The sequence below is a fragment of the Coleofasciculus sp. C1-SOL-03 genome, assembly GCF_040220555.1.
In the GTDB taxonomy this organism is placed as follows: Bacteria; Cyanobacteriota; Cyanobacteriia; order Cyanobacteriales; family Coleofasciculaceae; genus Coleofasciculus.
In genome coordinates this window covers 1-17135 of record NZ_JAVJUO010000048.1, presented here as the reverse complement: position 1 = coordinate 17135, position 17135 = coordinate 1, and the positions used below count along the sequence as shown (strand labels likewise).

Sequence of the window (17135 nt, the reverse complement as noted above, 5' to 3'; positions counted from 1 at the left end):
GTAATCAATTAAGGTCAGGATTAGTTCGCTATGGGATTTCTGAGTGATTTATTTGGGTTAAAGAGCAAGTACGTCGATGAGGAGACAGACGAAGCCGAACAAGCAGCAGAAGCCCAAAAACGGCGATCCTACTTCTTAGAGCCAGACGACGCCAAGACGTTTGGTAATATTAACTATATGCGATCGCCCAAATCTGTGAAGAAGCGGTTTGCAAAAAAGAAAGACAACCTAGGGGAGGGCTTACAGCAGGAGGTCGAAACCTCGGCTTTTGGGCAAGTCATCCGTTCCAATAAACAAATCAGCGCCACTCCTGAACCGCTACCAACTCCTCAAAACCAGCCAGTGAGTGAGTCACAACCAAACCGTTTTGAGCGCCGCCGCGCTGATTCTAGCGATTCCAGCATGGATATGTTCCGCAAAATGGCTCGTGACATGAAAAAGCAGTGAGTCCCCATCACTTACAGCCTATTTGATGGTTGATGAAGTATAGTATATCCAAGCAAGATCCCCGACTTCTTGAAGAAGTCGGGGATCTGAAGTACCTCACTGATGCTTCTGTTGTAAAAATTCAGCAAAATCTCGCACCTCGACCAATAAATCAGCGGGTAAAGTATCAAGAATTTTCCCAACTTGTCCTCGAATTGCTTCTCGTTCAAGTTGAATATCGGCTTTCTCCAATGTTAGTAAAGCCAGTGTATCCCCCATTTCACTGACAAATTCTACCTCAAACGCCTGTCCATCTTTATAGCAATGAACAATCGCTCCCCTACTCCCCCTGTTCAGTCCATGTTCTTGAATATCGTGCGTTAATGTTACTACATCTAACTCTTTAAGCATATCCTCTTTATCCATTACTTTCTATAAAGGGTCTAGCGGTAACAAATCGAGGATTTTCTTTACCTATATCGATAATCCATACAGCACAGGCGCTACCTGTAGGGGCACGGCATTGCCGTACCCTACTATATATATGTGGCGTTTGTGCGTAAGTCCTGTTAGGTTTGCAGTTCGTTGAATTTGGCGCGAATGGTTTCCACCCGTTTGCGGTTGACGCCTAAATCGGATTGTCCTAAACGCGATGCTGAACGAACATGGATAACATTCGCTCCTTCATCTAGGAAAAATTCTACGTCATCGACGAACCCCATCAGCTTAGTCGCGAATTCGGCGTAAAGATAATTCTCTGATTCCGTGATAATTTGGGTTCTTTCCATGTTCTCAATCACGGTTTTCAGGTCAGCTATTGCCTTAGCTGGTGCTGATTTATAGGTTAACGGATCAATTTTATGTTGGGCATCTTGAGCTTGACTATTGACACAGTTTGGCGTTTCGGGACATGCGGTTAATTTCCCTGACTCAACACCAAGATTCGTGGGTCGTTTTCCAGCAAACATCTCTCCTCCTGAAACAGTTAAGGTTACGCCTATAGAACAGGCAACAATGAAAATTAAAGCAATCAAGCCGATCAAAATAGCTTTAAATGGTGATCGCTTTTGCGCTTCTAAGGTCATCGTATTTGTCCTTTGTCACTCGTCATTTGTCCTTTGTCATACTCGCTCCCGAAAAGAAGCAAGCTACGTCATTTTTACCCATCAAACCTCAAGGCTTGACCGCGTACATCTGTGTTCAGTTTGCCTCGTTCATAAGCCACTTGACCCCCAACAATAGTCATTACCGACCATCCGGTTAAGTTCCAGCCTTCAAAGGGACTCCAACCACATTTAGTTAACAGTTCCTCTCGCCGCACCGGACGGTAATTTTCCAAGTCTACTAAGACCAAATCCGCATCATAACCGGGAGCGATCGCGCCTTTGTTGGGAATGCGATAGGCTTTAGCTACAGCCGTAGACATCCAGTTGGAGACTTGGGCAAGGGTACAGCGTCCTTGTATGGCTTGGGTGAGCATTAAGGCTAAGGATGTTTCCACTCCCGGCATTCCTGATGGACTATTGGGATAGGTTTGAGCTTTTTCGTCTAGGGTATGAGGGGCGTGATCCGTGGCAATAAAGTCAATGACGCCATCTAATAGGGCTTGCCAAAGGGTGGCATTATCCTGGGGCGATCGCAAGGGGGGGTTCATTTGCGCCAAGGTGCCGATTTTCTCGTAGGCGCTGGTATTTAGCAGCAGGTGTTGGGGGGTGACTTCCGCCGTTACCCAACTGGGTTTATCTCGACGCAGTAACTCAGCTTCCTCCCCGGTAGACAGATGCAGAATATGCAGCCGTCGCTGATATTTTTTCGAGAGTTTTAGGGCGAGTTGAGTCGCATTCAGGGCGGCTTGATTATCTTGAATCTGGGAGTGAATTGCCGGATCATTAATTCCAGCAAATTTTTCCCGCCGTTCCCTGATTCGCTGTTGATCTTCAGCATGAACGGCAATCAGCCGACTTCCCTCGGCAAAAATAGGTTCAATGACCTCCTGGCTATCCACCAATAAATCCCCACGCATTGAACCCATAAATATCTTAATCCCACAGGTCGGCTGTGCCTGACGCAGATCGGGCAAATTTTCGGGCGTTGCGCCAATAAAAAAGCCGTAGTTAACCAAGCACTTCTCGGATGCCCGTTTCAGCTTATCGTCTAAGGCGGCTTGAGTCGTGGTTAGGGGGCGAGTGTTGGGCATTTCCAGAAATGAGGTAACGCCTCCCTTGGCACAAGCACAACTGGCGGTAAATAAGTCTTCCTTATGTTCTAAGCCCGGTTCGCGAAAATGAACTTGTGGATCGATGACTCCCGGCAACAATGTTAACCCTGTCGCGTCGATTTCCCTATCTGCCGAAGCTGAGATGTCTGGGGCAATCTGGACAATTTCTCGACCACGAGTGAGGACATCTCCCAGCAAAATGTCCCCTGTGGGCATGAGAATACGAGCATGGCGGATGAGTAAGCTTGAGTCAGAGGACATAAGAAAATGCTAAAATTCCCAATAGCTTCAGTATTCCTACTTTAAAGCGAATTTTGTCCAGTTACTAGAGGAACCCCGTCGGTTATAACCGCTTCGGTTACATTAGAAGAGATGAGCCGACTAATCGGCTGATTTTCCTCCGCCGATTTTCCTCCATCGTCCAACTCGTGATTGCTTAAGGTGATTCAACGGCTATGACTCGTGCCCAAAATCGAGACCCTGAAAAACAATCGGTACAAAAGCCAGAAAATCCCTGGGTAGAGGGATTCAAGACCATTGGCTTGAGTGTTTTTCTCGCGATCGGGATTCGCAGCTTTGTGGCAGAAGCGCGGTATATCCCTTCGGGTTCTATGGAACCCACCCTTCAGATTAACGATCGCCTGATTATCGATAAGATTAGCTATAACTTCCGTCAACCCCAGCGCGGAGACATTGTTGTCTTTTCTCCCACAGAAGCGCTCAAGCAACAAAATTTCAAAGACGCCTTTATCAAGCGAGTGATTGGTCTTCCTGGCGAAACCATTGAGGTGAAGGGGGGACGAGTTTATGTCAGTGGTCAACTCTTGCGGGAACAATATATCGAAGAGGAAGCCGAATACAGCTACGGACCTGTGACTGTGCCGGAAAACCACTATTTGGTTTTGGGAGATAATCGCAATAATAGCTACGATTCTCACTATTGGGGTTTTGTCCCGCGTGAAAATATTATTGGACGAGCGATCGTCCGCTTTTGGCCCCTCAATCGGGTAGGTGAAGTCGATGTGATCGAATCTGTGGCTCCAGACGCATCTCCTTCAACCCAGATGCAACAGCCAGTAGACTAAAACGTTTTCGGTGAAGCTTGCAGGAAAGCCGAGGAGCAAGGGAAGGGGAGAAATTCCTCCCCTTTTCTGTATGACCTGATCCGCATGTCACTTTTGTAGTGGCGTGGCACACCTAATTTGGTAGATTAGCTTGGGTTCGTAGTAAGGGAACCTTAGCCCTAATTTCTTATGTTTTCTGGGCGTAATGGTCGGGTAAAGTTTGAGGGTCGCCCCTCTCCCCTCCCCTGAGAACCGTACATGAGACTTTCGCACTCATATTATATTTTTTTAACGCAGAGGTACGCAAAGGATGGCGCAGAGGTACGCAGAGAAATTTGCTGTATTTGGGTGAAAATTTTATTGAGATTTACCGAAAGCGAACATCCAAGAAGAGTCCACCGGAAGTGGTGCTTAACTATTCAGCATTTTTCAAGGATGAATTTGTTTATTTGAAAAATATAATCCAGAAGCAAAATGAAAAATCTGCTGAACAAGATATGCCAGTTGGTTTTCTCTTTCGTTTCAATTTTATCGCTGATATACAACGCTCATTTTTACGTGATCTAGCCAAAAAAGTCGGGAAAAGGGCGCACCGGGGGAAAAGGGCGCACGTCTATGCGCCCCTACGTCGCCTCAATCATTGGGTAGTGAATCCGAGTCTGACGGTTCTGTATATTGACGAAATATACCTCAAAGTTTGCGATCGCACCTGTCAAGCCAAAATCCGGCTAACCCTACCAAGGGTGTACTTTCCGGATTTGGGCGATACTCCTGCACCTTGGTGCGAAAGCTAGCACTCTCCCCACTCTGACTTATGTGAAGATTCTGTAAAGATTAAACACTTAACATAAAGACTTGATAAAGATGTAAATTCTTAAAAAGTAATTAACCATTTCTTTACAAAACTTTGGCAGAGTATATTTGTACTCAAAAAAAATAGAAATATTACCAAGTAAGCGGCTTGACATCTGTAATTTAGGTTACATAAAAGGACGGGAAAACAAGAAGAGGTCAATTCCGCCGTGATAGCGCTGTGCAGAAATTCCTCGATTCGCTTTCTCTTCCCGTTTATGCCCTAGCTGAGGATAACACCTGAACAACCTGAGTTTTTTGTTAATTAAACATGGCTAACTTTACACTCCAGTTACTACATGCGGCTGACCAAGAAGGGGGAATCCCAGCGATAGAGGATGCGCCGCGCTTTTCGGCAGTTCTCAACGCCCTGAAAACGCAAGATATTGATGGTATCCCTGGGGTTGACTTTCCCAATACCCTGGTTTTATCGTCCGGAGATGCCTATATTCCGGGTCCCTTTTTCTCCGCCAGTCGCACGGCGTTTGGTGGTGCTGGACGAGGCGATATCTTAATCCAAAATGAGTTAGGCTTTCAAGCGATCGCCTTTGGTAACCACGAATTTGACCTGGGTACGGGTGCGATCGCGGATGTGATTGCGGCGGAGGGTGATTATCCGGGAACTCAGTTTCCCTATCTCAGCGCCAACCTGGACTTTAGCAGTGATGAAAATTTAGCGCCCCTTGTGGTGGCGGATGGGCAAGAAGCCGACACTATTCCGAACAGTATTGCTGGCAATACCATTATTACCGTTAATGGAGAACGCATTGGTGTTGTTGGTGCGACGACGCCAACCTTACCCCAGATTTCCTCTCCTGGTGATGTTGGCGTTGCGCCGATTGAATTTGATTCGGCTAATCCCGTCGATATTCAGGCGTTAGCCACAGAAATTCAAGACTCGGTTAATACCCTGCTAACCAATAACTCGGATATTAACAAAGTGATCCTGCTGGCGCACATGCAGCAGATCGGGATTGAAGAACAACTGGCTAGCGCTTTGGCAGATGTAGACATTATTGTCGCTGGCGGTTCCAATACGCTGCTAGCTGATGAAACGGATCGCCTTCGCGCTGGCGATGAAGTGGAAGGTGCTTATCCGATTCTAAAGACAGCGGCTGATGGCAATCCCGTTGCTGTAGTTAACACCGATGGGAACTATAAATATGTGGGTCGCTTGGTGGTTGACTTTGACGAGAACGGTGTGATTATTCCTGATAGCATCGACCCCACGATCAGTGGTGCTTACGCCACCGATGAGGAAGGCGTCGCCGCTGTGGGTGGCACTCCTGACCCCGATATTGTGGACATTACCCAGGAGTTGCGGGATGTCATCGCTAGCCAAGAGGGTAATATTTTTGGCAATACCGATGTCTTTCTTAATGGGACGCGCAGCGATGTCCGCACCCAAGAAACCAACTTGGGAAATCTTACCGCCGATGCGAACCTAGCGATCGCGCAGGAGTCTGACCCCAGTGTGGTGATTTCCCTGAAAAATGGGGGTGGGATTCGCGATAACATTGGTGTCGTCACCTATCCTCCTGGTTCAACAGATCCCGAAGATATACTCAAACTCCCGCCCCAACCCAACCCCCTCGCTGGTAAGGAAGAAGGCGATATTTCGCAACTGGATATTTCCAACTCCCTCCGCTTCAACAACGGGTTAACCTTAGTCACGGTAACCGCCCAAGAACTCCTGGAGATTATTGAACATGGGGTTTCCCAGACAGAACCCGGTGCAACGCCGGGGCGGTTTCCCCAAGTTGGGGGGATGGCGTTTAGTTTTGATGCTGATTTGCCCGTCGGCGATCGGGTTCAATCCTTAGCGATTCAGGATGGTGATGGTAATGTCACGGATGTGGTTGTTGCTAACGGTGAACTCATTGGCAATCCCGATCGCAGCTTCCGTATGGTTACATTAGGCTTTCTCGCGGGTGGTGGCGATGGCTATCCCTTCCCCATGGGAGACTCTGCCAATCAAGTCAACTTGGCAAAAGCCGACGATGCACCTCGCACAGGGGTAGCAACCTTTACAGTTGATGGTTCTGAACAAGATGCATTAGCGGAGTATTTGGCTGATAATTATAGCCAAACGCCCTTTGATAATCAAGATGTACCTCCTGCACTCGACACTCGCATTCAAAACCTAGACGTTCGTAGCGATACCGTCATTGGTGAAGGCGCGATCGCGGGAACGGATGCGGCAAATACCCTGGTTGGTACCCCAAATCAGGATTTAATTCTCGCCTTTGCTGGGAATGACCTCGCTGCTGGTGAACTCGGTGATGATGTGATCCGAGGTGGCGATGGTGATGATGTACTGCGGGGCGATCGCAATAGCCGCAGCGCCCAAGTGGGTGAAGCTGGAGGTGATGATCTCATCTACGGGGGTGCAGGGAGCGATCGCATCGGTGGTAAGAGTGGTAATGATACTCTACGGGGTGAAGCCGGTGATGATCAAATCTGGGGCGATGATGGCGATGATATTATCTACGGCGGTCTGGGTGATGACACCTTAACGGGTGATGACTTCTCTGGTGGTCAAGGGAGTGATACCTTTGTGTTGGCTGTGGGAGAAGGAACGGACACCATTGTTGATTTTGAAGTGGGAACTGACGCGATCGGTTTGGCGAATGGTCTCACCTTCGGTCAGTTGTCCTTTAGTGAACAAAACGGGAATACCTTAATTAAATCGGCAGATGATACGGTGTTGGCTATTCTCAATCAGGTGAATGTCGCTAATTTAACTGAGACTTCTTTTCTGGTGATTTAAAACCGGATTCATCCCACGCTGTTAATTCAGCGTGGGGAACTGATCGCCGGATCAGCTAACCTACCTTCATCCAAAGATACAAAAAACTCTCTGATCTTTTCGTCTCGTAAGTTCAACCATTTCTCTAGCTGTCTGCTGTAGGCTTTCGCCTTGTCTTTCGCATCCGGGTTATTCAATAGCACCGTTATTGCCTGGTTAATCTTATCTGGATTAATAGTGGTTCGACGGATTCTCTTGGCAAACCCTTTTCGCACCAGACAGTCGAGATTGTATTCTTGTTCGTACATCATTCCCACCCCCACAATGGGTTTACCTGCCAACGCTGCGGTCATCACGGTGCCAATACCGCCATGAATCACGGCGATGTCAGCCAGCCGATTCACCTGCAAAGCAGGTAACCAATCGGTCAGAAGCACATTAGACGGAACGTTTATATTTAAACCTTCTGTTTTTCGCTGCATCGGGGAAATCACATTAAAGGGTTGATCCCTAAACCCTTCCACTATGGCTTTAATCACAGAAGGTCGTCCAGAACTACCCATGGAAAAATAGACCCGAGGTTTATCTTGATTCATCCATTCAAGTACGGCTGGGGGGATTTCTTTATCCAAGTTGGCAATTAATGGACCAATATAATAATCGGTTTGGCGTCGTTTTTCTAATCCGGAAAAGTTGTCGGGTTCAGCCAATAAATTGTAATCGCCTTGCCAAAGTTCGTAGATATCTTTGAGGGGTTGAACTTGATACTCCTGTGCTACTGTATTCAACGGTTTGAGAATCGCCTTGCTGAAATAAGTAACAGCCAGCTTGGTTAGCCATTGCAACACAGTGTCTGGTAGGTGTCTGATCAGGGGACGCTCAAGATCATCCATATAGGAACCCAGTCCCTGATCAATCATCGCTTCCATATCCCAGGTGGATTGTGTCAGCCACACCAAGGGTATCTTTGCCACACGACAGGATAGGGTTACCGTGGTATTGAAGCCTGTAATCGCGGCGAGAGGACGCAGGTTTTGCAGAAATGCTACTTCATTTTTCACTCGTTCTCGGGTGTCTGCTAAAGAAAAAAATGACCCCAGTTTTTCTCCTTGATCAATCTGATAGAGATGTTCGATTTTCTGGGGGGTCAGGCGAGGCGACAACTTCGTCAGGGCAAATCCTGCATCTTCAATGAGTGGTTCAAACTGTCCTCCGTAGCTGGCAAAGTGTACATCAAACCAGTGGCGACATGCTTTTGCCACTGCCAGTGTTCGCGTGGTTTCCGCTAAATTCCAGGTGGCTGGGAAAAATACTAAACGATTTCGTTGCATCATCTATTGCCCATCGTTTCATTGAGTCGATTAAAAAAATTGTATATTGATTTCAAAACATTACAATCAAACCCTTTTTAACCGAATAATAATAACGAGTTAAACTTGCACGAGGAGTATTTACTTAGAGAGGTCGATCTTTCCAGACACGTTCAATAAGCATTCTAGGAGTAGCTTTATGGTAGGTTACTTTACCTTACCCATGTCAGAAACTCTAATTCGTGACGCTTATTTCCTCAAACAGATCGACGAAGAAGAACCAGCAACCGATTCAGCATCCGCCGCCACCGCGATCGCCACAGGGCAGAAAACCGATGCTGGCAATATTGCTTGGCTAACGGGTGATCCAGCCGATGGTGCATTAACAACGATTGCAGAAACATTACGCAGTGACCAAGGCTTTTCCATCGGTGTCGTTAGCACTGTACCCTTCAGCCACGCCACACCTGCGGCGTTTGTGAGCCATAACGTTAATCGTAACAACTACTTTGAAATCGCCAATGAAATCATCAACACCACTCAGCCTGATGTGGTGATTGGTGGGGGTCATCCCGATACCTATGGTCGTTTTCGCTATCTCTCAGAGTCAGATTACAATGCGCTGAACTCTGGTGACGCTGGCTATACCTTTGTGGAATGGACAGCCGGGGTTGATGGCGGTGATGCTTTACTGACAGCCGCCGAGACGATCGATGTTACTGCTGGGGAGAAACTCTTCGGCTTGTTTGGTGGTGAGGGTGGCAATTTCGATTTCCATCAGGCGTCTGATACGCCAGGGAATCCATCTGTCACTCCCGGTAGTGTGGAGAATCCCACGTTGACGGAAGCAACGAATGCGACGTTATCGGTACTCAATCAAGATCCCGATGGTTTCTTCTTATCCCGAAGGTTGACCTGGATGACTTGATCGTGGCGAGTGACGGTGATGATACCGTTGCTGGCGAGATGGGTCATGACATCATTGTCGGTGAAGATGGTGACGATGTACTGCGGGGCGATCGCAACAGTCGTTCTTCTGGCGGTCAAGTCGGCGGGGATGACGTGATTTACGGTGGTAACGGGAATGACCGGATTGGCGGTAAAGGGGGTAATGATATCCTCTTGGGTGAAGACGGCGACGACCAAATCTGGGGTGATGATGGGGATGATATCCTGCGCGGCGGTTTGGGTAATGATACCTTGACCGGCGATGACTTCTCTGGGGGTCAGGGAAGTGATACGTTTGTCCTGGCTGCGGGTGAAGGAACCGACACGATTGTTGATTTCAATGGTGGTGAAGATTTCATCGGTTTGGTCGGAGACCTGACATTTGGACAGTTAACCATCACTCAGGATGGCGACAATACGCTGATTGGGTTAGACAACGAAACGTTGGCAATTCTGAATCAGGTGGATGCGAGTAATCTGACTCAGGATTATTTCGTAGCGGTCTAATACTACTACCAAGTCCAAGCAAGATTCCCGACTTCGTAGGAGTTGTCGGGGATCTGGGATAACCTCATTTCATTCTTCGGTAAGTTCTAGCCCAACCCAGTCGATAAGCGTTTCAGTCTGTGACCCCTCTTTCTGACAGGCAAGTTTTTATATAAACTTTAAAATTAATCGTAGATAGGCAGGAATTTACTCCTTGTACAGATAGCGCACTCCTAAATGTTGAGCGATTTTTTCCAAAAGCACTTCCTCACGGAAAGGCTGACCGATAAAATCATTGCAGCCGACTGATAAAACCTGAGAACTGTCTTCAGCAGAAGCACTAACAAGCCAACCAATAATCACAGTTGCTTGTTCTTGAGAAAAGCTGCGGCGGAACTTCTCGACAGACCGAATTCGGCGAGTGGCTTGATAGCCATCCATTATCGGCACTCGCATATTCATTAAAATCAGGTGAGGCAAATAGCTGGAGCGAATTTCCACTGCTTCCTGACCATTTTCAGCTTCGCGAACACAAAAGCCAATAGATGTCAGCATCTTGACCAAAAACATCCGCATCTGCGGACGATGTTCCACCAACAAAATCCGATAGTGGGGTTGATCCGGTGCTAGTCCAATCACCTGGCGATTGTTTTGAGGGGTCTTAATTTTATCGGCTTTGGCAATAGCTACCTGACTATCAAACGCCGATGTTGTTTTTTTCCCCAACAGAATCTGATCAAGTAATTCCGACAGATGTTCGCCTGAATGCTGAATCACACCTAAATAGTGCTGGTGTTCCGGAGAAAGGGATGATTCGCGGCTCATCAGTTGGGTGAAACCGAGGATAGTACTCAGAGGCGTGAGCAGTTCATGACTCATGTTAGCTAAAAATTCACTTTTCGCCCTGTTACCTGCATCAGCCGCGTCTTTGGCTAGGGCGAATAAGCGGGATTGAGCTAAAAGCAACGCCTGCATATTCAGCAACCGCCGCTGCCCATCTTCCCATTTAATCATAATCGGCTCATAAGCTAACGATGCGGGACGATTGAGCGCTAAGTTTACGGCTTTTTCTATGGAGCAAGTGTTACTCAGCAGCAGGTACTTTTCGGCTAATTTTTCGGTATTGAAAATCCCTTCAGTTTTGGCAATCATCTTCCACAATGAGTGAATCGGGCGTTTGAGGAACGTTTCTAACCCATAGGGACGACTGAGCCACTCAAAGAATTGCGTTCTGGAAATCACGCCGATAATTTGATTGGCATCCGTAATTATGACGCCGGGTAGTTCTGGATGCTGTTGGAATTCTTGTGAGACAACCTGACCTAATGTGGTTAATTCAACTTGAAAGTCATGGCTAGGGAGGTGAGCCAAGGTTGAATCGAGCGTCAGTTTATCTAATTGTTGAACAAGCACAATTTTAATTCAGTTGTTTAGGGTTTACTCAAATTAGGAGTTTGATGCACTTGATTGACTTGGTAAAAGTTTGAAGTTTAGCTACAATGTTTTTGATTGGTTTGGGTTAAATTGATTATAACAATGGCATTTTATTTCTGTAACTGGTTTAATATAAGCTTTAAACAAATAGCTGTAAATTTTATTAAGGTTTTTTGGAGTTAAGATTGAATTAATTTTAGCTTAACGCTTGGTTATTATAAAATCTTTAGCTAACGCTATAGTTGAAAAAGCTATAGCAATCCTAAATAGGTTGTGAAAAATCAAAAAAGCAAAGTATCCGGTGGTCTCCCCCTTTTTGTCGGTGCGGCATATCTGGCGAGTAAAGCACTACTACAAGAAGGCAGAAGTCCGAAGGCAGAGGGCAGAAGGCTATAAGCCTTATGGTAGCTGCTTTTAAGGAGCTTGTTAACTGATTAGTTATTTCTGCCGCGCTGCACTACTGTATAATGCTTGACGCCGTCCCAGAGTACATCTGGACAAGGGGGACTTCAGTCTAATGGTGCTTTTCCGATCACTTCCGTTTAGGTAGTCATTGTAAAAATAGTCTTAAACCCTTGTAATATCGTACTGCAAGGATGAGCATTTAACCGGAATTGATATCCCACCGAGAACCATCTTACAGACTGAATAATCCTGGTCGCCCTAATTTTCTTTCATTACAATGAAATTAGCCCTGCCTTCAAAGGGAGTTGACATCCAATGTTCATGAATTGCCCCTACAGGGTTTTGTCTAGAATAGTCGTTAACCTGCATAGTATTCCCCTACCATTGCATTCTTACCGCCATGACTGGATCTGAAGCTCTCATCGCTCAAGCGATTAGCGGAATCGCTGTTCCCGTTTTCCAAACCCTCTGGGGACAAGGGGGTAAAGTTCTGGGATTATTTGGCAAAACCCTGGATGAAAAAGCCAAACAAGCGATTTTTAAAGCCTCTCGACAATATGCACAGAATTATACAGAACGTCATGGCATTCTGAAAGTCTTGGGAATGCGAGAACCTGTTTCTTTGGAATCGGTTTATACCACGGTGCAATTCTTGGATGACGCTGCGATTCAGAGTTTTGAATCGGTTGAAACCCTGGAACTTATCTATCGGAAAGCAAAACAGCGGAGTTTTCAGTCTAAAGATTGCCCCAAGCAACCCGGAATCACTGTCGCCAATCAAAAGCAGTATTTGATGGTGTTAGGAAGTCCCGGTGCGGGAAAGTCTACCTTCTTGCGGCGGATGGGATTGGAAGTGCTGAAGGGAAAGAAGGGACAATTTAAACACGCTTGTATTCCGGTATTAATTGAACTCAAGACGTTTAACCAGGGTGAGATTGAGATTGAACATAAAATTGCTGAAGAATTCCGCATCTGTGGCTTTCCCACACACCAGGAATTTACGGCTAAAGCGTTGGAACAAGGGAAACTGCTGATTTTATTGGATGGATTGGATGAAGTGCCAACGGAGCGCATGAATCAGGTAATTCAGCATATTCAGAACTTTGTCGATTTACATGATAAGAATCGCTTTATTACTTCCTGTCGAGTTGCCGCTTATCGCCACAACTTCCGCCGCTTTACCGATGTGGCAATGGCAGAGTTTGATGATGCTCAGATTGAAAATTTTATTAGTAATTGGTTTAGGCATGAACCTAAGACGGGGAAAGAGTGCTGGAAAAAGCTGAATGATCAGGAAAACCAAGCGGCGAAGGAACTTACACAGACGCCGTTGTTGCTGACGTTAGTCTGTTTGCTCTATCAGCGATCACGGAAATTCCCTACCAACCGCGCTACGCTGTATGAACGGGCATTGCGCGTCTTGCTGGAAGAATGGGCAGCAGAAAAAGGTGTTTCTCAAGATGACCTTTACAAGGGATTGGATACCAAACGTAAGGAAATGATGCTGTCGGAAATTGCCCATGATGCGTTTCAGGCAGACCATTTATTTTTGCCCAGACGGGAAATTGCCGATCAAATCGAGGAACTCTTGGCAGAAATGCTCCCGGATGAAACGTTGATTCATGGAGAAGCGGTTTTAAGGTCAATTGAAGTGCAACATGGAGTATTAGTCGAACGGGCAGAAGGGGTTTACTCGTTTTCCCACTTGACGCTTCAGGAATATTTAACGGCACAATATATTGATGATCATCGCCAAATTGATAAGTTAGTTACTGAACATCTTAGCGATGAGCGCTGGCAAGAGGTATTCTTATTAGTTTCTGGACTAATGCGAGGTGGGGCAGATGAATTGCTATTGTTGATGGAAAAAGAAGCGCAAACCTATATTAATACTCCCCGGTTACAAGCGTTATTACGTTGGACAGATTGGGTAACGGCGGATTCTGAAAGCAATATAAATCCTGTGGCAAAACGTGCGATCGCCTACGTTATTGCGAATACTCTTGCCAATGCTATCACCCTTGATTATGCTAACTACCTTCATCTTAATATCTACGCCAGAGCGATAGCCCGGACTCTTGGCTTTTCCAGAAATTTGGCTAATGCTGATGATTTCGTATCTACCCTCAACCTTAGTTATGTCAGAGATCGTGCTGTTAGTCTGAAGATTGCCAAAAATCTCACCCGCGATTTAGAAAAAATAAAAATATTCAAGAATATAGATTTCACTTTAATGATTGCAAGAATAGAATCTCTTAAAACTAAATTACCAGACAGCAATCAACCATATAAAGTGCATAAGGAATTTGCTAATAAACTCTTGCATATTTGGTTAAAAGCATTTAATTTAAAAAAATATATTATCCAATTATCTGTAAAAAAAACAAGCGCCTTTCACAATTATTTTTACGTAAATTACCTAATAATTCAGTGCAAGAAATCAGCCGTGCGGGTATCGCCCAAAACCTGGGCAGAGATTGAAGAACGGATGTTGCGGGTTCCCAATAATGGATAATCCAAGTTCCGATTGTGTCTCGATTCACGCTGAAGGAGAAACAGGTGATGAATTACTCTCCTGCTTGTTGTTTGAGTAAATTAACTAAATTATCTGACAACCACAAACCAGCATCTTGCAAGGCTTGAATCCTGGGAGATACGGAATCAATTAATCCTCGTTGTTTTGCCAGGATAATTAAGCGACCTGTTCCAATTGTAAGAATACTTAAAGCTTGACAACAGCGACGTGCGGCTCTATCATCAACAATCGCCGCCAAATTGGAATCGTTTAGAGCCAAACTTAATACTTCCGATTCCCCCTTGCCTAAATCCCACGCCGCCACTTCTTGTGGGATCTCTCCAATTTCTACTCGTTGCGCCCAAGTAACCTTAGATAATTGCCGAGAAGCAGCATCGTTTTGAGCGGTTCCTGTTACTTCATCCCAGACACCGACTGGCACGATAATTTCCGAGAAAAGTTGAGGCAATAAATCGGCTTGTTGACTTTTAAATAGGACAATCAGAGGTGAAGCATTAATCACCACGCGCTTAATCAACATTCGCCATTTCCTCTGCCAACTCCTCAGCCGTGTATTGCATAAAATCTACTTGATACCGAAACAACGCATTAATCAATTCAGCGCGAGTTATTCCAGCAATTTCAGCGGCTTTACTTTGAGAAACTTGCCCCATTTCATACCATTTTACAGCAGCGGCTATTCGCATCTCTTGGACAAATTCATCGGGATTCTTCTTCAGTGCAGAGAATACAGTTTTGGGAAGTTCAATCGATACAGATGTCATAAAAAAATCTCAACTTGATAACTATAAACCCTAGCATTAAACTCAAACCTGACTTAGCTTAGCCTGTCAAACAACTTCAGAACTTACGCCGCGATACCACATAGACCTGTAAAATAATAAAATAAACAATCTGACCCCAAACCATCATAAACACCTCTGCGCCCCTCTGCGTTGACCTCTGCGTCCCTCTGCGTTAAAAAAACACAAGGATGTACCGTACACCGCCCAAACGATTTATGAACTAGGTTAGCGCGATCGCTTTGGGAACGGGGCTAAAGCCCCGACTACAAACTTGTGCGATCGCTCTTGGAGATGGGATACTCATGCCATCATCAGCCAAAACTTATAATGATAATCTGTACGCAATATCAAAACCCTACGACTTAACATGACCACCTCTCCCCGTCGCTACCATATCACCACCTTCGGCTGTCAAATGAACAAAGCCGACTCCGAACGCATGGCTGGTATCTTAGAAGATATGGGATTTGAGTGGTCAGAAGACCCCAATGACGCCAGCCTGATCCTCTACAACACCTGCACGATTCGCGATAACGCCGAACAAAAAGTCTATTCCTACCTGGGTAGACAGGCAAAGCGGAAACAAGAACAAGCTGACCTTACCTTAATTGTCGCTGGCTGTGTCGCTCAACAGGAAGGAGAAGCGCTGCTGCGGCGTGTCCCGGAATTAGATTTAGTTATGGGACCTCAACACGCCAATCGCCTGCAAGACTTACTCGAACAAGTCTCCGACGGGAACCAAATTGTCGCCACTGAACCCATCCATATCGTCGAAGACATTACCAAACCCCGCCGCGATAGCACCGTTACGGCTTGGGTGAATGTAATTTACGGCTGTAACGAACGCTGCACCTACTGCGTTGTCCCCAATGTGCGCGGTGTGGAACAATCCCGCACCCCGGAGGCGATTCGGGCGGAAATGGCGGAATTAGGACAGCAAGGGTATAAGGAAATTACCCTGCTGGGACAAAATATTGATGCTTACGGGCGAGATTTACCGGGCGTGACTGAATCGGGACGGCATCAGCACACCTTGACAGATTTACTTTATTATGTTCACGATGTCCCCGGAGTTGAGCGGATTCGGTTTGCCACCAGTCACCCCCGCTATTTCACCGAACGACTAATTCGCGCTTGTAAGGAATTGCCCAAGGTTTGCGAACATTTCCACATTCCCTTCCAATCCGGAGATAACGATATCCTCAAAGCCATGGCGCGGGGATACACCCAGGAAAAATATCGCCGAATTATTAATACCATTCGCGATTATATGCCCGATGCGTCGATTAGTGCGGATGCGATTGTCGGCTTTCCCGGAGAAACCGAGGCACAGTTTGAGAATACGTTGAAACTGGTGGAGGATATTGAATTTGACCAATTAAACACCGCCGCTTATTCGCCTCGCCCTGGTACCCCCGCCGCCCTGTGGGAGAATCAACTGAGTGAAGAGGTAAAGAGCGATCGCCTACAACGGCTCAACCATTTAGTGAACACCAAAGCCGCCGCGCGATCGCAACGGTATTTCGGGCGGATTGAAGAGGTTCTCGTCGAAGACCAAAATCCCAAGGATTCCAGCCAAGTGATGGGGCGCACGCGGGGGAATCGGTTGACGTTCTTTAGCGGGAATATTAATGAATTAAAAGGACAGTTAGTCCAGGTAAAAATTACCGAAGTTCGCGCCTTTAGTCTCACGGGTGAAGCGTTAACTTTAGCCCCTTGGTGACATCCTCCTACACCAAATCAAAGATTATGGTGTAGGCTTCCAACATCGCTGTTAGACATTGCTGCCCTGCGCCACTTATCTAGGACCCATGCCCCCGACAGCCCGACTTGACAGCCAATTTCTTTCCCCCAGAGTCCCTGGGTACTCAGTTGTTCAAAACCCCGATTACAGATTTCTTGTGCCGAAGCTATGTCCCTAT

At 46.3% G+C, this 17135-nt stretch carries 15 protein-coding genes and 2 pseudogenes; 9 read left to right on the top strand and 8 right to left on the bottom strand.

Annotated features, from left to right (window positions below; translation table 11 throughout):
* Positions 1-30 precede the first annotated feature (30 nt).
* Complete coding sequence (locus tag RIE73_RS07140) at positions 31-447, top strand: hypothetical protein (RefSeq protein WP_446400530.1); 417 nt, start codon at positions 31-33, stop codon at positions 445-447.
* Positions 448-543: 96 nt separating this feature from the next.
* On the opposite strand, the gene RIE73_RS07135 is transcribed toward RIE73_RS07140, so the two are convergent.
* From RIE73_RS07135 to RIE73_RS07125, 3 genes are all read right to left on the bottom strand, one after another.
* Positions 544-837 carry a DUF4926 domain-containing protein gene (locus RIE73_RS07135; RefSeq protein WP_446383641.1) on the bottom strand — a complete coding sequence of 98 codons (294 nt, stop codon included), beginning with the start codon at positions 835-837 and terminating at the stop codon, positions 544-546.
* Between the two features lie 158 nt (positions 838-995).
* Positions 996-1511, bottom strand: coding sequence for a DUF1499 domain-containing protein (locus RIE73_RS07130; protein ID WP_446400529.1), 516 nt, complete (start codon positions 1509-1511; stop codon positions 996-998).
* A gap of 74 nt (positions 1512-1585) precedes the next feature.
* The gene (locus tag RIE73_RS07125) at positions 1586-2905 is read right to left on the bottom strand and encodes a dihydroorotase (protein ID WP_446400528.1); all 1320 of its coding nucleotides are present in this window, start codon (positions 2903-2905) and stop codon (positions 1586-1588) included.
* A 194-nt stretch (positions 2906-3099) separates the two neighbouring features.
* On the opposite strand from RIE73_RS07125, the gene lepB reads away from it, so the two are divergent.
* The 3 genes and pseudogenes from lepB to RIE73_RS07110 all read left to right on the top strand — a co-directional run.
* On the top strand, positions 3100-3729 hold the full coding sequence (lepB, locus tag RIE73_RS07120; RefSeq protein WP_446400527.1) for a signal peptidase I: 630 nt from the start codon (positions 3100-3102) through the stop codon (positions 3727-3729).
* Positions 3730-4043: 314 nt separating this feature from the next.
* Positions 4044-4502 carry a hypothetical protein gene (locus RIE73_RS07115; protein WP_446400526.1) on the top strand — a complete coding sequence of 153 codons (459 nt, stop codon included), beginning with the start codon at positions 4044-4046 and terminating at the stop codon, positions 4500-4502.
* 335 nt (positions 4503-4837) lie between these two features.
* Positions 4838-7330: pseudogene (locus tag RIE73_RS07110) on the top strand (5'-nucleotidase C-terminal domain-containing protein); the annotation flags it as partial.
* Between the two features lie 26 nt (positions 7331-7356).
* On the opposite strand, the gene RIE73_RS07105 reads toward RIE73_RS07110, so the two are convergent.
* Positions 7357-8643 carry a nucleotide disphospho-sugar-binding domain-containing protein gene (locus RIE73_RS07105; RefSeq protein ID WP_446400525.1) on the bottom strand — a complete coding sequence of 429 codons (1287 nt, stop codon included), beginning with the start codon at positions 8641-8643 and terminating at the stop codon, positions 7357-7359.
* A gap of 175 nt (positions 8644-8818) precedes the next feature.
* On the opposite strand from RIE73_RS07105, the gene RIE73_RS07100 reads away from it, so the two are divergent.
* Both RIE73_RS07100 and RIE73_RS07095 read left to right on the top strand, forming a co-directional pair.
* Complete coding sequence (locus tag RIE73_RS07100; RefSeq protein WP_446400524.1) at positions 8819-9547, top strand: alkaline phosphatase; 729 nt, start codon at positions 8819-8821, stop codon at positions 9545-9547.
* 2 nt (positions 9548-9549) lie between these two features.
* The gene (locus tag RIE73_RS07095) at positions 9550-10074 is read left to right on the top strand and encodes a calcium-binding protein (RefSeq protein ID WP_446400523.1); all 525 of its coding nucleotides are present in this window, start codon (positions 9550-9552) and stop codon (positions 10072-10074) included.
* 186 nt (positions 10075-10260) lie between these two features.
* Here the strand turns inward: RIE73_RS07095 and RIE73_RS07090 are convergent, their stop codons facing one another.
* Complete coding sequence (locus tag RIE73_RS07090; RefSeq protein WP_446400522.1) at positions 10261-11466, bottom strand: histidine kinase dimerization/phospho-acceptor domain-containing protein; 1206 nt, start codon at positions 11464-11466, stop codon at positions 10261-10263.
* 294 nt (positions 11467-11760) lie between these two features.
* On the opposite strand from RIE73_RS07090, the gene RIE73_RS07085 reads away from it, so the two are divergent.
* Positions 11761-11883 (top strand): hypothetical protein, encoded by a 123-nt coding sequence (locus RIE73_RS07085; RefSeq protein WP_446400521.1) that lies wholly within the window; start codon positions 11761-11763, stop codon positions 11881-11883.
* A 409-nt stretch (positions 11884-12292) separates the two neighbouring features.
* Positions 12293-14407 (top strand): NACHT domain-containing protein, encoded by a 2115-nt coding sequence (locus tag RIE73_RS07080; RefSeq protein WP_446400520.1) that lies wholly within the window; start codon positions 12293-12295, stop codon positions 14405-14407.
* 52 nt (positions 14408-14459) lie between these two features.
* On the opposite strand, the gene RIE73_RS07075 is transcribed toward RIE73_RS07080, so the two are convergent.
* Positions 14460-14948, bottom strand: coding sequence for a DUF3368 domain-containing protein (locus RIE73_RS07075; protein ID WP_446400519.1), 489 nt, complete (start codon positions 14946-14948; stop codon positions 14460-14462).
* Positions 14938-15192 carry a UPF0175 family protein gene (locus tag RIE73_RS07070; RefSeq protein WP_446400518.1) on the bottom strand — a complete coding sequence of 85 codons (255 nt, stop codon included), beginning with the start codon at positions 15190-15192 and terminating at the stop codon, positions 14938-14940. The genes RIE73_RS07075 and RIE73_RS07070 overlap by 11 nt, the downstream gene beginning before the upstream one ends.
* 388 nt (positions 15193-15580) lie before the next feature.
* Here RIE73_RS07070 and miaB point away from each other — a divergent pair, with 388 nt between their 5' ends.
* On the top strand, positions 15581-16936 hold the full coding sequence (gene miaB, locus RIE73_RS07065) for a tRNA (N6-isopentenyl adenosine(37)-C2)-methylthiotransferase MiaB (RefSeq protein ID WP_446400517.1): 1356 nt from the start codon (positions 15581-15583) through the stop codon (positions 16934-16936).
* Between the two features lie 17 nt (positions 16937-16953).
* Here miaB and RIE73_RS07060 read toward each other — a convergent pair.
* Positions 16954-17135, bottom strand: a pseudogene (locus RIE73_RS07060) (zinc ribbon domain-containing protein); the annotation flags it as partial.

What these genes read in the sequence shown, in the direction of transcription:
- RIE73_RS07075 (WP_446400519.1), bottom strand. Translation starts at nt 14,948, where the DNA reads ATGTTGATTAAGCGCGTGGTGATTAATGCTTCACCTCTGATTGTCCTA.
- RIE73_RS07135 (WP_446383641.1), bottom strand. Translation starts at nt 837, where the DNA reads ATGCTTAAAGAGTTAGATGTAGTAACATTAACGCACGATATTCAAGAA.
- RIE73_RS07140 (WP_446400530.1), top strand. Translation starts at nt 31, where the DNA reads ATGGGATTTCTGAGTGATTTATTTGGGTTAAAGAGCAAGTACGTCGAT.
- RIE73_RS07125 (WP_446400528.1), bottom strand. Translation starts at nt 2,905, where the DNA reads ATGTCCTCTGACTCAAGCTTACTCATCCGCCATGCTCGTATTCTCATG.
- RIE73_RS07070 (WP_446400518.1), bottom strand. Translation starts at nt 15,192, where the DNA reads ATGACATCTGTATCGATTGAACTTCCCAAAACTGTATTCTCTGCACTG.
- RIE73_RS07130 (WP_446400529.1), bottom strand. Translation starts at nt 1,511, where the DNA reads ATGACCTTAGAAGCGCAAAAGCGATCACCATTTAAAGCTATTTTGATC.
- lepB (WP_446400527.1), top strand. Translation starts at nt 3,100, where the DNA reads ATGACTCGTGCCCAAAATCGAGACCCTGAAAAACAATCGGTACAAAAG.
- RIE73_RS07100 (WP_446400524.1), top strand. Translation starts at nt 8,819, where the DNA reads ATGGTAGGTTACTTTACCTTACCCATGTCAGAAACTCTAATTCGTGAC.
- RIE73_RS07105 (WP_446400525.1), bottom strand. Translation starts at nt 8,643, where the DNA reads ATGATGCAACGAAATCGTTTAGTATTTTTCCCAGCCACCTGGAATTTA.
- miaB (WP_446400517.1), top strand. Translation starts at nt 15,581, where the DNA reads ATGACCACCTCTCCCCGTCGCTACCATATCACCACCTTCGGCTGTCAA.
- RIE73_RS07080 (WP_446400520.1), top strand. Translation starts at nt 12,293, where the DNA reads ATGACTGGATCTGAAGCTCTCATCGCTCAAGCGATTAGCGGAATCGCT.